The 14,234-nt window shown below is 64.1% G+C and carries 9 protein-coding genes; all 9 read right to left on the reverse strand.

From position 1 onward, the window contains the following. Nucleotides 1-2,479: 2,479 nt before the first annotated feature. The gene (gene rfbC / locus FJ222_00005; GenBank protein MBM4162821.1) at nt 2,480-3,019 is read right to left on the reverse strand and encodes a dTDP-4-dehydrorhamnose 3,5-epimerase; all 540 of its coding nucleotides are present in this window, start codon (nt 3,017-3,019) and stop codon (nt 2,480-2,482) included. 20 nt (nt 3,020-3,039) lie between these two features. Next, nucleotides 3,040-3,885: a leucine-rich repeat domain-containing protein gene (locus tag FJ222_00010; protein MBM4162822.1), complete on the reverse strand. Its 846-nt coding sequence runs from the start codon at nt 3,883-3,885 to the stop codon at nt 3,040-3,042. A 19-nt stretch (nt 3,886-3,904) separates the two neighbouring features. Next, a complete protein-coding gene (locus FJ222_00015) occupies nt 3,905-5,581 on the reverse strand; it encodes an RpiB/LacA/LacB family sugar-phosphate isomerase (protein ID MBM4162823.1) in 1,677 nt (558 codons plus the stop codon). 164 nt (nt 5,582-5,745) lie between these two features. Beyond that, entirely contained in the window at nt 5,746-7,815 is a 2,070-nt protein-coding gene (locus FJ222_00020) for a glutamine synthetase type III (protein ID MBM4162824.1), read from the reverse strand. Between the two features lie 254 nt (nt 7,816-8,069). Beyond that, entirely contained in the window at nt 8,070-8,837 is a 768-nt protein-coding gene (locus FJ222_00025) for an ABC transporter ATP-binding protein (protein MBM4162825.1), read from the reverse strand. Next, on the reverse strand, nt 8,834-10,615 hold the full coding sequence (locus FJ222_00030) for a VWA domain-containing protein (GenBank protein ID MBM4162826.1): 1,782 nt from the start codon (nt 10,613-10,615) through the stop codon (nt 8,834-8,836). Before FJ222_00030 ends, FJ222_00025 begins: the two co-directional genes overlap by 4 nt. Further along, the gene (locus tag FJ222_00035) at nt 10,612-13,002 is read right to left on the reverse strand and encodes a tetratricopeptide repeat protein (GenBank protein MBM4162827.1); all 2,391 of its coding nucleotides are present in this window, start codon (nt 13,000-13,002) and stop codon (nt 10,612-10,614) included. Before FJ222_00035 ends, FJ222_00030 begins: the two co-directional genes overlap by 4 nt. Continuing rightward, nucleotides 12,989-13,411, reverse strand: a complete 423-nt coding sequence (locus tag FJ222_00040) for a biopolymer transporter ExbD (GenBank protein ID MBM4162828.1) — start codon at nt 13,409-13,411, stop codon at nt 12,989-12,991. The genes FJ222_00035 and FJ222_00040 overlap by 14 nt, the downstream gene beginning before the upstream one ends. Then, nucleotides 13,408-14,208, reverse strand: coding sequence for a MotA/TolQ/ExbB proton channel family protein (locus FJ222_00045; protein MBM4162829.1), 801 nt, complete (start codon nt 14,206-14,208; stop codon nt 13,408-13,410). Before FJ222_00045 ends, FJ222_00040 begins: the two co-directional genes overlap by 4 nt. Nucleotides 14,209-14,234 lie beyond the last annotated feature (26 nt).

A 14,234-nucleotide genomic window follows, 5' to 3' on the forward strand; every position in this document is an offset into this window, starting at 1 on the left:
GGACTCTTCCTCGGAAATGACGGCGGCGTCTGGGTTGAAGACCGCACCCATCGCATCGGCCTCGATCCGTTTGACGGCTGGCGTTATGCCGGTGTGCGCGGGACGGACGTCACGTATGCAGCACAGCTTCCGATTCTCGATCTGGATGGCGGCGGTGACGAGGATGATGTGGATGACCCCGATAACGCATTCGTCGACAAGGATGGGGATTACACCGAGGATTGGTGGGAAGATCTCTACGATCCCTACTATGCGAATTCGGATGTGTACGATTCCCACATGGACCGCGATGATGACGGATGGGACAACTGGTCCGAGGCGCGCTATACTTCAAAGTCCGGGCTGACGACACGGCCCGACCAGGCTCATGAAGCGACGAGCGTGCCGATGCCCGAGGTCGCATTCACCTTCCATTACCCCGGACTGTTCAAAAACGGGTCGTTGGTGGTTTTGGCTTACAGCCGTCGGGCGATGGATGGCGATCCGGACGCGATTTTCGAGATGGACGCGCCGGAGTATTTCCCGGTTACGATCTCGACCAACAGCGTCCCCGCAGTCGGACGTTTGCGTCAGGGAAGCAACTGGTTCTTCGCCTTCATTGACCTGAGCGGCAACAGAGAGTGGGATCCGGGCGAGCCGGCCGGCTTGGCCGAGCGCTTCCCGTATGATGTGGGCTGGGACAAGAACGCGATGGCCTTCACCCTCAGCGACGCCCCGATCAACGGGTTTGTCCGTATGAAGTTGCCGGCGGTGACCGGAACGGGCTCGCACGGCGTTGACATCGGCCGTATTACGTGGGGCGGATTGGGTGGAACAAATCCCATATTCACGCGGGTCTTCTTCAAGTATATCAAAGGACCTCGCAACTGGATCCACGAGGGCGACATCCTGGATCCCAACGCAGCGGTGGGCGGCGGTAAATCGGGTCTGGATTGGGATGGGCGGATCTCTGGCATGCCAGTCTATCCAATCGGAACGACAAGCACGTACGAGCTCAGGGTTAACAACGTCAGCACCACCAACTACTTCGCCCTGAACTATCTGGGCACAACGCTGCCGACGCCCGTCGCGGAGTATCCGCGCGGGGCGGTTGTCACGTCGCCACGGCCGGAGTTCCGCTGGACCATGACCACCTATGCATCGGCGTTCGAACTGCAGATCCTGACGACGAACGCCTCCCCTGTGGTGGTGTACAGTTCGGGCACCAACGCCGCGCCGCCGTCGCGCAACGCCGACGGTTTGCGCGTGTGGTCGCCGCCGATTCACTGGGGTGACATCGTGCCGGCGCTGAACGGAGGCAATGGGGTGCTGACGAATGCCGCATTCCAGTGGCGTGTGCGTGCGTTCCAGCCCCGGTTGGTCACGGGCTTCACGGATGGGACGACCTATTCCAGCAGCATTAGCGCGTATTCGAGCAGCGAGACGGTGCGGGTCAACCTGAGCGACACGGTCACGGGGCTGGGGAGCATCAGGGTTGAGATTGCCGCGCCTTATCTGCCGCCCAATGCTCGCATCCGGGTGCAGGCGTTCACAACCGCTTCGCTCAACGACCTGCCGGTCGTGCAGCGGACGTTGAGCAACGTGAACACCTTGCCGCAGATCGTGACGCTGAACGGGCTGCAGAATCAGAAGCCCTACTTTGTCGCGGCCTACATCGATCAAAATACAGACAATGCCCGCGCGATCTGGGAATCATGGGGCTACTACCGCTTGATCGACGTGAACCCGGAGTTCTGGTTCCAGCCGGTAATGATCCAGGCGGGCAAGCTCAATCAGGCGCCGCTCGTTCCGCTGACCATTATGTACACCGATACGGATCAGGACCGGATCGCAGATGCGTATGAATACGCCGTCAGCGGTGGGTTGTCCGGAATTCCGGCCGGTGGGCCCATCACGCCGCTTGTGGTGGGCGAGTCCGGAGACGAGAAGGTCAGCCCGGATTGGTTGGGAGTCTTGGGTCTCGTCACAGGCAGCTCGGTTTACGGAGACTACGACGGTGATGGCTTGAACGACAAGCGGGAGTTCGATCTGGGTCTGTCGGCAACGGCCACCGATGAGTTGCATATCACCGGGCTAGACGCTGACAACCAACTGAACTGGACCTTGATGTCTGATCCCGATGCCGTCGGCACGCTGTCGACGACCACGCTCGCTCAACCCGTGACGTATGTCCTGGAGCGGACCGACTCGTTGGCAACACCGAATTGGATCCCGGTGACGGAGGTGGGATCGAAGGAGAAGGCAGGCGCATTTGATCTGGGGACGGACAGACACAATCGCCCCGCAGGCTTCTACCGGGTGCGTGTGGTAACGCCGTAGCGTATTCCCGAGTGGAATCAAACGAAACAGCCTCGTCACGTGTGACGAGGCTGTTTCGTTTTCCGGGATCACGCCCGGTTTCATCTGACTGCTTGGTACCGGTGGATCCCCGAACCCTGAATCCTCTCGTGCACAAACCGGAGGTTTGTGCACGCGCGCCTCAGGCTTCCCGAACATCCCGCAGCAGCGGCAGGGCATCATCCTTGGCCGACACGCAGGAGACGTCGCCGGGCCAGGCGATGGCGAGATCGGGATCGTTCCAGCGGATTCCCCGTTCGGCTTCGGGAGAGTAGGGGCAGGTGCATTTGTAGAGGAAGAGCGTGTCGTCCTCCAGCGCCACGAAGCCGTGGGCGAAGCCGGGCGGAATCCAGAGCATGGCGTGGTTGACGGCCGAAAGCTCGGTGCCGGCCCATTTTCCGAAGGTCGCCGACCCGGGCCGGAGGTCGACGGCGACATCCCACGCGCGGCCGCGGGCGACGCGAACCAGCTTGCCCTGGGCGTGTGGCGGAAGCTGGTAGTGCAGGCCGCGCAGCACGCCGCGCCGCGAGCAGGATTCGTTGTCCTGCGCAAAGTCAACAGGAAGGCCCGCTTGGAGCAGCGTGGACGCCTGGAAGGTTTCCAGGAAGAACCCGCGGCTGTCGCTGAACACGCGCGGCGTGATCAGGATGACGTCGGGAATCGCCAGGGGTGTGAAGGTCATACGGTTCCGGTGACCGGTGTTCAAAAGATGACGTGACAGGCGGGGAGAGCCTCGCGGATACGGACCTTCTCGGCAGCAGGAACCGGGCAGCGCGAGAGGGAAAGCGTGCGCAGCGCCTTCATCGACTGAAGGTTGGCGGGAAGCGCGGCGATGCGGGTATCGTTGAGGTCCAGGTTACGCAGGCGGGGCAAAGTGGCGATCCAGTCGGGAAAGGCGCTGATCGGGTTGCCGCTGAGCGACAGATCCTCCAGCCGGGTGAGTGTGCTGACGGCTGATGGAACCTCGGACAACAGGGCGTTGCTCACGTAGAGCCGTTCAAGGGCGATGAGGCGTCCAACGCTTTCGGGGAGGCTGGCGAGGCGGGTCTTGTTCAGGCGGAGCCAGCGGAGGCGGACGAGCGCGCCGATGGACTCGGGAAGGGCCTCGAGCGGAGTCCGATCAAGATTGAGGTAGGTGAGGGATTGCAGGTGGGCAAAATCGCCCGTGAGGTTGGTTGCGGTATTGCCGCTGAAATAGAGGTGCTCAAGGCCGGAGAGGGCGAACACGGGGGCTGGGATTTCGGCGAGATGCATTCCCGAGAGGTCGAGCATCCGCAGGCTGCGGGCTCCGGCGATCGGATCAAAGCCTGTCGCAATGCGGGCGTCACGCAGAATCAGTCGTTCCAACTTGGAGAAGGTGGCGATTTCCGGAGGGAACGTGTCGAACGTCTGGCCGTGCAGGTCCAACTCGCCAACCCCGTCGCGCTGCGCGACCGCAGCTTCCAGGGTGGTGCAGATAACCAGACGGCGCGGGGCCTCGCGGTTTTTGAAGCATCCAGCCACGGACAAGGCAGTCAGGATCAGCAGGGCATCAATCAGACGTTTCATCAGGCTCCTTTCACGAGTTTCACGGTACGGGGAACTGGCGGGTCAAATCGGCGATCTCGTCGCGGATGCGCCCCTGCATGGCGGTGTTGCCGATGTTGGAGAGAATGTCGGCGATCCAGTTTCCGATGCGGGTCATCTCGGCGCCGCCCATGCCGCGGGTGGTTGCTGCTGCCGTGCCGATGCGGATGCCCGAGGTGACGAAGGGGCTTTGAGTGTCGAACGGGATGGCGTTTTTGTTGCAGATGATCCCGGCGGCGTCAAGGGCAGCCGAGGCCGCCTTGCCCGTGAGTCCACTCGCCGCGACGTTGACGAGCATCAGGTGGTTGTCGGTGCCGCCCGAGACGAGGCGGAAGCCCCGGCTGGTCAGGGTCGCGGCGAGGGTGCGGGAGTTGGCGACGACTTGGGCGGCATAAGCCTTGAATTCAGGGCGCATCGCCTCAGCGAAGCAGACCGCCTTGGCGGCGGTGATATTTTGCAGGGGCCCCCCCTGGAGTCCCGGGAAGACGGTCTTATCAAGCGCTTGAGCGTAGGCGCCCCTGCACAGAACCATGCCGCTGCGCGGGCCTCGAAGGGTCTTGTGCGTGGTGGTGGTGACGAAGTCGGCGAAAGGTACAGGCGAGGGGTGGACACCGCCCGCGACCAAGCCGGCGATGTGCGCCATGTCCACCATCAGGAGGGCGCCGCAGGCATCAGCGATGGCCCTAAAACGGGCGAAATCGAGGATGCGCGGATAAGCGCTGGCTCCCGCCACAATCAGTTTTGGCCGACAGGCGAGCGCCTGCTGCGCGATGGCGTCATAGTCCAGAATCTCGGTTTCGGGCGAAACGGTGTAGGCGATGATCGTGAAGAGCTTGCCCGAAAAATTGACGGGGCTGCCGTGGGTGAGGTGTCCGCCCTGGTCGAGCGACATCGCGAGGATGGTGTCGCCCGTATTCAGCGCCGTGAAATAGACCGCCATATTGGCTGAGCTGCCACAGTGAGGCTGCACATTGGCGTGGTCCGCTCCGAACAGGGCTTTGGCCCGTTCAATGGCCAGATTTTCCGCGGCATCGACGGGTCCGCAGCCGCCATACCAGCGCTTGCCGGGGTAGCCCTCGGCGTACTTGTTGGTGAGGACGCTGCCCGACGCCTCGCGCACGGCGCGGGTGACGGTATTTTCCGAGGCGATCAGATTGATGGTCGCGTCTTCCTGTCCGATCTGCGCGACAACGGCCGCGTGAATCTCGGGGTCGGCCTGGGCCAGATGAGCGATCTCGGCGAGCCGACCGGCCCGTTCGAGTTTGGCGATTCGGCGGGAATGGCGGGCATCGCCGGAGAACGGGGTGTCGAGCCAGGTGTCCAGAATGGCAGCATTCACGGCGGGGTTGGCTTGCCCGTTGAGGACCAGCACGTTGGCGTTGTTGTGGCTGCGTGCAAGAAAGGCCTGCTGCGGGGTGGCGCACAAGGCGGCGCGGATGCCGCTGAATCGGTTCGCCGTGATCGACATGCCGATGCCGGTGGTGCAGATCAGCACACCCCGGCTGGCCCGCCCCTCAACCATCCGCTCCGCCAGTTGCACGGCCAGATCGGGATAGTCCACGCTGCCTGCGCAGCACGTTCCGAGATCCTCAAACTCCAGATGACGGGCGGCCAGACGCTCAGCCACGCTGGTTTTCACGGAAAGACCGCCATGGTCAGAGGCAATGACAATTTTCATCGGTGGGCTCGCAAAGGGTGTCGTGCGGCGGACTATCCGCCGAGAACGAACGTACACAATACCACGAGCGTGCCTGTGGGGCAAGATCGGGAATTATCAGATGCGATGATCGTTCATTGCATCACGCCCAACGGTTAGGACAGGATGCTTGACAACCTGGTTGCTCACAGCAGGAAGAACATCTCGCCGTAGCCGGGGAGCGGCCAGAGCGATTCGGGGACGATGTTTTCCAATGCGTCTGACGCATCGCGGACAGCCCCGATGGCGGCGATCTGCTTGGCGGAATTGTGGCCCTTGACCACTGCCTCCAGCGTGTCACAGGCGGCGAGCAGGGCGTTTATTTGCGTCTGGACCCGCTTGTTCAGCTTGGTGACGGCAGGCCCCTTGGCGCCGTTTGCGAGCAGAGCGGCATATTCGATAGCTGCGGGGGCGATCATCGTCCGGGCCATCCGCAGGGCGCACTCGGCCTCCATGGCGATGGTCTTGACGTACGTCTCGGCATAGATCTCGTAGCGGGAGTGGAGTTCACGCTTGGAGAGAATCTTGTACGTCTCGAACAGCTCGACAACGTCCGGTTTGAGCAGCTCCTTGAGCGCCTCCGGGGTGTAGGTGAGATTGGGCAGTCCGCGTTTGGCCGCCTCCCGCTTCCAGGCGTCGCTGTAACCGTCACCGTCAAACAGCACCCGCTTGTGCTTCTGGACGATGGCCTTCAACACCTTCTGCAGGGTGGCGTTGAAGTCGCCGCCCTTGGCCTTCGAGGCCTCCAGCTCGGTGCAGATCTCGTCCAGCGCCCAGGCCACGATGGCGTTCAAGGCGACGTTGGTTCCGGCGCAGCTCTGGTTCGAGCCAACCGCGCGAAATTCAAACTTGTTGCCGGTGAAGGCCATGGGCGAGGTGCGGTTGCGATCCGTCGCGTCGCGGGGGAGCTGCGGAATCGTTGAGACGCCCAGCTCGATCACGCCCGCGTGCTTCGACGACTTGGCGCCACCCTTCGCGATCTGCTCGAAAATATCGGTGAGCTGCTCGCCGAGGAAGATCGAGATGATGGCGGGAGGCGCTTCGTTGGCGCCGAGACGGTGGTCATTGCCGGCCGTGGCGACGGTCGCCCGCAACAATCCCGCGAAGGTGTCGACGCCTTTGATGATCGCGGCGATCATGGTGAGGAATTTCGCATTGTCATGCGGCGTGGAGCCGGGGGACAGCCAGTTCTTGCCGTCGGGGCCCGAGACCGCCCAGTTGTTGTGCTTGCCCGAGCCGTTGACGCCCGCGAACGGCTTTTCATGAAGCAGACAGGCCAGCCCGTGCCGCGCGGCGACCTCTTGCAGCACCATCATGGTGATCATGTTGTGATCCACGGCCAAGTTTTGCTCCTCGAAGACCGGCGCAAGCTCGAATTGCGCCGGTGCCACCTCGTTGTGGCGGGTCTTGGCGGGCACGCCCAGACGCCACAGCTCGCTGTCAACCTCAGCCATGAAGCTGATGACCCGCGGCTTGATGTTGCCGAAATAATGGTCTTCCAACTGCTGATGCCGCGCCGGACGGCAGCCGAAAAGGGTGCGTCCGCACTGGATCAGATCGGGGCGCTCCTTGAAGAATTCGAGATCGATCAGGAAGTACTCCTGCTCGGGGCCGAGGGTGGCGTAGGCGTGGGTCGTGCATTCGATGCCGAAGAGCTTGGCCATCCGATCGAGCTGCTCGCACAGCGCGCGCTGCGAACGGAGCAGGGGCGTCTTCTTGTCGAGCGCATCGCCATAGTAGCCGCAGAAGATAGTGGGTATGCAGAGCACCGAACCGCCTTCAAAATCTTTGATGAACGCCGGCGAGGTGGGATCCCAAGCTGTGTAGCCGCGCGCTTCGAAGGTGGCGCGCAGCCCGCCCGACGGGAAACTCGATGCGTCCGGCTCCCCTTGGATCAGCTCCTTGCCCGAGAACTGCGCCAATATCCCGCCCTCGCGGTCGGGCATGAAGAACGAGTCATGCTTCTCGGCGGTGATCCCCGTCAACGGCTGGAACCAGTGCGTGAAGTGCGTCGCGCCTTTCTCGAGCGCCCACGTCTTCATGGCGTCGGCCACCTCATCGGCAATCACCGCATTCAGGGCCGATCCGTTCACGATTGTCGAGGCCAGGGATTTGTACGCCCGCTCCGAAAGATAGTTGCGCATGGTCTTCAAGCTGAAGACGTTTTCGCCGAATTGATCCGCCTTGGCCTTCATTGCACTGTTCTTGGTTGTCATGGTTGTGTTCCTAGGGTTAATCGTCGTGCCCCCACACGGGTCATCGCGCGGTCGTAAGGACTTTAGCACACGCTGTGCCAAAACAGGAAGAAAGAACACGTGCAGCCGGGAGGCGGGCGTGCGCGTCGCGCAAAAAACCAGCATTCAAATGGATCACGCTTGGAATTGACCGCAAGATAGAGAAATTAACGACTTGATATCGAATGACAATACTGTCATAGCTGCAACAGTGTCCATACAAAATTGTCTATCGGCTACTTCATGATGCCAATTCTCGGCACGGCTGCGATCAGCATTCGGGTCTGCTCGTGCTGTGGATTGCCGATCACGGCGGCGGCCGATCCCTCTTCGATGATCAGACCGTCGGACATGACGCACACGCGGTCGCACACATTGCGGACCACCGCGAGGTCGTGGGCGATCAGCACCAGAGCCAGGCCGAGGCGTCGCTGTACATCGCGCAGCAGGTTGATGATTCGGGCCTGAACCGACACATCGAGGGCGGAGACCGGCTCGTCGGCCAGCAGCACCTGCGGTTCCACGGCGAGTGCGCGCGCCAGACTGACCCGTTGGCACTGTCCACCGCTCAGCTCGCGGGGATATTGGGCGAGCGCGGCGTCGGAGAGCCCGGTCTGTTCCAGCAGCTCACGGCACCGGGCTTCAATCCCGGCGCGGCCGGTCACCATCCTGTGTACGGTCAACGCTTCCGTCAGGATCGCGCGTACCGTCATCCTCGGATTCAGCGAGCCGGGGGCGTCCTGGAACACCATCTGTACCCGTCGCCGGAACGTCCGCCGTTTGGCCGCAGTCATGGCGTGGCAGGGACAGCCGTCAAAGATGATCTCCCCCGCCGAGGGCCGCACCAGTCCGACCACCGCCCGCACGGTCGTGGATTTGCCGCACCCGCTCGATCCGACAATGCCCAGCGTCTCGCCTGCGGCCACGCGCCAAGAGACCCCACGAACCGCTTCGACGGCGCCGTAACAGACTTTCAGATCAGACACCGCCAGCATGATGGTCATCTCCCCATCTCGGTCCCATAGGGGATCGGGATGTCATAGTCTTCATTCAGGCGCTCCATGGCCCTCCGGTAAAGCGGCTTGGGATCGCGGGCATAAAGGCCGACGATGTGATACATCCGCTGCCACGCCCAGCGCGCGCGCAACACGGCATCGCCGGCCTGCGCGTCACGCGTCACATCGAGCCGGATGACCGCGTCGTAATCGCGCCCGCCCGCCCGCCCGCGCAATTGCAACGTCAGTTTCGGCACATCGCCGCCGCACGTGCCGTACAGTTCCAGAGGCCGGTCGGCGTAGAGGTTGGTCGTCTGCTTGGGATAAACTTCACTGCCAGAGGCCGAGTCAAACGCAAAGCGGATGTCGTGCATCACCGGTTGCCTCACGCTCGCCACAAAGTTGGTGATCTCCTTGTGGAGCGTCCAGCGGCTGGCGCGGTTGAGCCGCGTCTCGCCGCGGTTGCAGTAGGTGAGCAGGTCGAGCAGGTAGGTGTTGGCCCGCGCATGGGTGCCGAAGCCGAAGAGCGAGCGCGCGCCGTCGTTGAGCTTGGTGAAGGTGCCGATGATCTCCGTGCTCGCCAGCGTGCCGGCCGTCGGCCGTCCGTCCGTCACCAGCACCACCACCATCGGGCGCTCCGGATCACGCGGAAGATCGAGCACCCGACGCAGGGACCCGAAGAGGTCGGTTTCGCCCGTTGATCGCAAGGCGCCGATGAACGTGCGCGCGGTCTCCCGGTTCGTCTCATTCGCGGGCGCCCACTCGGGGAAGCACAGCGTGCTCTGGTCGCTGAACGCGAGCACGTTGAAGCGATCAGCGGGTCCGAGCTGGGTGAGCGCATCGGCCAGCGCCAGACGGCTGAAGTAGAGACGCTCTTCGGCCAGGCTGGCCGAGCTATCCTGGACCAGGAGCAGGTCTTTGGGGAGCACCGGCATCGGCGTGTCGGCACGCGGCTGGATGGCGACGCGGAAGTAGATGCGGCCACCCTCTTGCGGGTTGCGATAGGTGTGAAATTCAATGGCGAATCGGTCATCCAGCGCGACAAAGTGCCGCGCTTTTCCGGGCGGTTCGGCGAGCCGTTCGCTCAGGAGGGCAGCAGCGTCCTCCTCCGTCTCGTTCGCGAGGCGTTTCGGACGCGAGGGGTGTGGCGCATCCGACCCGGGTGGTGGACGGCCGGCCTCGATCCCGCCGAAGCCGAAGGGGACAGTGGTGGGGCGGAGACCCGTGCCGCCTTCAAATCGGCGGTGTGCAGCATCCACGGCAGGCGCAAAGTCCGGTGCTTCAGGACGCCGTTCGATGAGCGACACCTCGCGCCGTTTCATGGCCGCGAGCCGGTCGTCGATCCGTTTTTGCAAGACGGCGATGACCTCCTGCCGGGGAATCATCGGTTCCCGTGTCGCAATCGCGTCGCGGTAGACGGACGCCGGCACCGTGTCGGCCGCCTGTCCCCTGTCTGCGGGCCTCAACGGCGAGACCAGTTCCGGCTGCGGCGGTTTCTCCAGCGGGGTGTCCGGCGCGTGAATCGACGGATCTGGCCGTTCGACAGAGGAGGATCGGAACGGGTCGTGTGGCAGGCGCTCGACATGCAAGGGCGGCGACAGCGGAGGAGGCGCCTCTCGTTTGGCCCGCACCCGTTCCACCAGATCCGAGGCGTCCAGGCGCATATCCGCGATGAAGGAAAGGAACAGGAGGTGGAGGAAAGCGGAGAGGAGCAGGGTGGCCAGCGCGAGAACCCAGTGGCTGTCGCGGCAGGGACGCCGATGGACGAAGCCCTGGGGACTATTCATGGATGGTCCTTTCCTTTCTCCGGGTTCGCGGACCGTCGCGCCTTCCAGACGTTGGCTTGCGCACTTTCGGGATAGCGTTCGAGCAATTCACGGCCGGTCGCCTCGCTCTCGGCGGGGTGGCCGAGGGCGGCGTGCAGGCTAGCGGCCTTATCCAGCGCCGCAGGAACCAGGACGGGATCATCATAGAGCAGGGCGATACTCAGGTAATAACGGAGCGCCAGCTCTTTTTGATCGCGGGCTTCGGCGCAGCGTCCGAGACCGGCATACGCATGGGCCCGCAGCCCCTGCCATTCCGGGGCGGACGTCTTGGCCACCGCCTCGCGCAAGCGCGTGTCGGCCTCATCCAACCGCCCGGCATCGACGAGCAGCTCGCCGAGGCGCAGCAGGGTTTCGGGCAGATGAGGGGTGTCGGCGGTTACCGCCGCCGCGCGCGTGTAGGCATCGATGGCGTCTGGCGCGCGTTTCTGGGCCCGCAACGCCCGGCCCAGCAGCGCCCATCCCGTCTGCGTCCAAGGAAGGCCGTGGTTTCCCCCCGCCAGTGTCCGCGCGGCGAGCTCCGCCTCGGCGAACGCGCCGCGTGAATAATGGAACTCGGCCAGCCAAGCGAGGTGGTCGGGCGGCAGCGCGTCGCGTGTCGATGCGTCCAGGAGGGGCTGAAAGACGGTCGCGGCCTCCTCGGCGCCTTGGCGCTGCAGCAGCAGCGCGCCGAGCGCCAGCCGCGCATCTCGCAGTCGCTCGTCCGGCAGACCGGTCTTGATCGCCGCCCGGAAGTCGGCGATGGCGCCGTCAGCGCCGTCGGACTGCCGCTGTCGCAACACGCCGCGCCAGTAAAGCGCCTCGCCGGCACGCTGGGACGCCGCATGCCGGGTGATCAGACGGTCAAGCGCGGGGAGGGCATCGGCATCGCGTTTCAACCGCAGCAGCTCCATCGCGATTTGAAAGCACACCTCATCGGGGCTGTCATAGGACGGATAGTTGACCAGAAGTTTCCGCCAGCGAGCCAGTGCGTCCTCGGACTCGCCAGCGCGCGAGAGACAGACCCCGGCTGCGTAGAGGGTTTGAGCCGCCTGCGGGTGTGCCGGATAGCGGGTGACGGCCTGCGTGAAGGCTGTGGCCGCCTGACGCCACGCCTGATGATCGTGGTGTAGCCAGCCCATGCGGATCCAGGCATCGCCCGCCAACGCGTGCTTCGGATGAGATTCGGTCACTTTCGTGTAGAACGCCACAGACAGATCGTTTTTTCTCAGCGCGGCGGCAGACTCCGCCTGGAGCCACAAGACATCTGCCGCCCACTCGGTGCCGGGATCAAACCCAGTGGCTGCGGCCAGCACATCAGCGTGGCGGCCGGCGCGGGCGAGCGTCAGGAGCGTTTCGTAACGGACCCGCTGCAGGCGTGGGCTTTTGGGATAATCGCGGACGAACGCCTGGTAGGCTTCAATTGCGTCATCGAGGCGCCCCAGTTGTCGCGCGCCATTCGCGCGGATGTACTGGAACGACTCACGTTCGTCGGGGAGGCCGCCGTCGGCCGGGATCCACGCCAGAGCAGCCTCAAACTGAGCGGCGTCATGACATGCCCAGGCGGCAGTTTGGGCAGCGTCCCGCGTCCGCAGGTCCTCGGGGTGATTCTCGCGGAGTTCGGCAAAGGCGGCGGCGGCTTTGGGCGGATTTGCGGACGCCAGCGACTGGCCGAGCTGAAACAGCGCCTCCGCTGCGACACGCGGCGTCTGCGCGCGAGCGGCGGCTTCGCGGTAGAGTTCGATCGCGCGCGCCAGGTCCGCTGGCTTCGCCGACTGCGCCAAGGCATACGCCTGGCGGATGGCCGCCGGCGCGGCGAATTCGCTGTCGGGAAAGCGGGTTCGGATCTGGTCGTAGCGGGCCAGCGCGCCCGCTGCGTCACCGCCGCGTTCCAGAATGTCGGCGAGGGTCTGGAGGACCACCGGCGCGAGGTCTGCGGGCACCGCCGCATCCTCAACAAACGGGGTGAGCAGCGCCGCTGCGTCCGTGAACCGCGTCTCCCCGGCTGCCAGCAAGGCCCGCTGGATTTGGGCCGGCGCTCGAAAAGCGGTCTTCGGAAATTCTTTCACCAGCCGGGCGTAGGCGTGTTCAGCGTCGGCGTTTCGGTTGAGCCGACGGCAGCTCTCGCCCAAGCGGAAGAGCACGACATCGCGCTCCTCCAGGGCGGGGATGGCCGCGAGCGCGGCATACTCCTGCATGGCCTGTTCGTGCATGCCACGCGTAAAAAGGGCATCGGCCAGCAATCGGCGATCGGTCGCGCCGATCACCTCGTCGGCCGCGTCCGCGAGACCGCAGGCGCAGAGTGCGGCTGCGCACAGGGCGAGGCGCATGATGCGGCGATGGCGGCGGGGCATAGTTTCACGGCTTCGCATCGGCCTCTCCGGTCGCGAACGAGATATTCCAGATGTCCGTCTGCCGGCAGGCGTCGACCACGGTCATCACATGCTGATAGTCGGTCTCGCGGTCGGCCCGGATGACGATCGGCTGGCCCGGAAACAGCCGCGCCAGCCGCGCCAGCCGGTTGATCAGATCATCGGGCGTCAGCACGTTGCTGTTGACCGTGATGGCGCCGGCACGGTTCACGTTCACGATCACCTCGCCGGGGAGCCGGTCGGGAAGCTTACCGCTCGTGCTGGTTGGAAGCACGATGTCAACCTCGTATTCCCATTGCGAGAAGACCGCAGTCGTGACAAAGAAGCATAGGAGCAGGAACACCACGTCGATCATGGGCGTAATCTGAAACTGCGGCAGTTCAGCCGCCACGCGTTTGCGAAAGTTCATCGCTCAAACCTGCTTGCCACAGCGGTCACCAGAGCTGTTGATGCCGCCTCGAGGGCGGCGATCTGACGGGATGCGCGCCGGCGAAAATAGGCGTAGGCCACCATGGCGGGAATGGCCACGAGGAGGCCGAAAATCGTGGTCACGATGGCCTGTGAAATGCCCGCGGCGAGGACCACCGGTTTGGCGCTGGCCACATCGGTGGCAACCGATCCGAAGGCCTTGAGCATGCCCATCACCGTGCCGAGCAGCCCGAGCATCGGCGCGATAACCGACAGATCAAGCAGCAATTGAGTCTCGCCCTGGATGGCCTCGGCTTGTCGGACGCCTTCCGCTTCCACGTCGGCGCGCAGGAGCGCCGGTTCCGAAGCGGTCGTGTTGCGCAGGTGGTCAAAGGCCGCCAGCGCGATGCGCGCCAGCGGGCTGGAACGGACCTCACAGGCGCGGCGCGCCGTCGCCAGGTCGCCGGACTTGACGTGCATGAGCAGTTCGCTCAAGAGGCTTGGCGGCGCCATCTGGCTGGTTCGCAGCGTCCCGAACAGATACAGGATCAGGGCGAGTCCGATCACCGAGCCGCCCGCCAGCACCCACATAATCCAGCCACCGCACCGCCAGGCATCGCGGATCGACATGCCGCTCTGCGGCACTGGCATCAACACGGGGCCCAGCCCCCCAACGCTGCCGGCGGCATCGGCGAACGCGCCGCTGGCTGGCCCTTCGGCCGTCTGGGCGCGCGCGCACGGGCGTGCGGTCAGCATCAGCAGGGTGGCGCAGACGCCTAACAGGATCGTTCGTGTCATCGAAAAACCTCCAAGTCGCAAAAAAG

The organism is Lentisphaerota bacterium, from assembly GCA_016873675.1.
In the GTDB taxonomy this organism is placed as follows: Bacteria; Verrucomicrobiota; Kiritimatiellia; order RFP12; family JAAYNR01; genus VGWG01.

Coding starts and splice junctions, on each gene's coding strand:
- rfbC (MBM4162821.1), bottom strand. CDS start 3,019: ATGACCTTCACACCCCTGGCGATTCCCGACGTCATCCTGATCACGCCG.
- FJ222_00010 (MBM4162822.1), bottom strand. CDS start 3,885: ATGAAACGTCTGATTGATGCCCTGCTGATCCTGACTGCCTTGTCCGTG.
- FJ222_00015 (MBM4162823.1), bottom strand. CDS start 5,581: ATGAAAATTGTCATTGCCTCTGACCATGGCGGTCTTTCCGTGAAAACC.
- FJ222_00020 (MBM4162824.1), bottom strand. CDS start 7,815: ATGACAACCAAGAACAGTGCAATGAAGGCCAAGGCGGATCAATTCGGC.
- FJ222_00025 (MBM4162825.1), bottom strand. CDS start 8,837: ATGACCATCATGCTGGCGGTGTCTGATCTGAAAGTCTGTTACGGCGCC.
- FJ222_00030 (MBM4162826.1), bottom strand. CDS start 10,615: ATGAATAGTCCCCAGGGCTTCGTCCATCGGCGTCCCTGCCGCGACAGC.
- FJ222_00035 (MBM4162827.1), bottom strand. CDS start 13,002: ATGCGAAGCCGTGAAACTATGCCCCGCCGCCATCGCCGCATCATGCGC.
- FJ222_00040 (MBM4162828.1), bottom strand. CDS start 13,411: ATGAACTTTCGCAAACGCGTGGCGGCTGAACTGCCGCAGTTTCAGATT.
- FJ222_00045 (MBM4162829.1), bottom strand. CDS start 14,208: ATGACACGAACGATCCTGTTAGGCGTCTGCGCCACCCTGCTGATGCTG.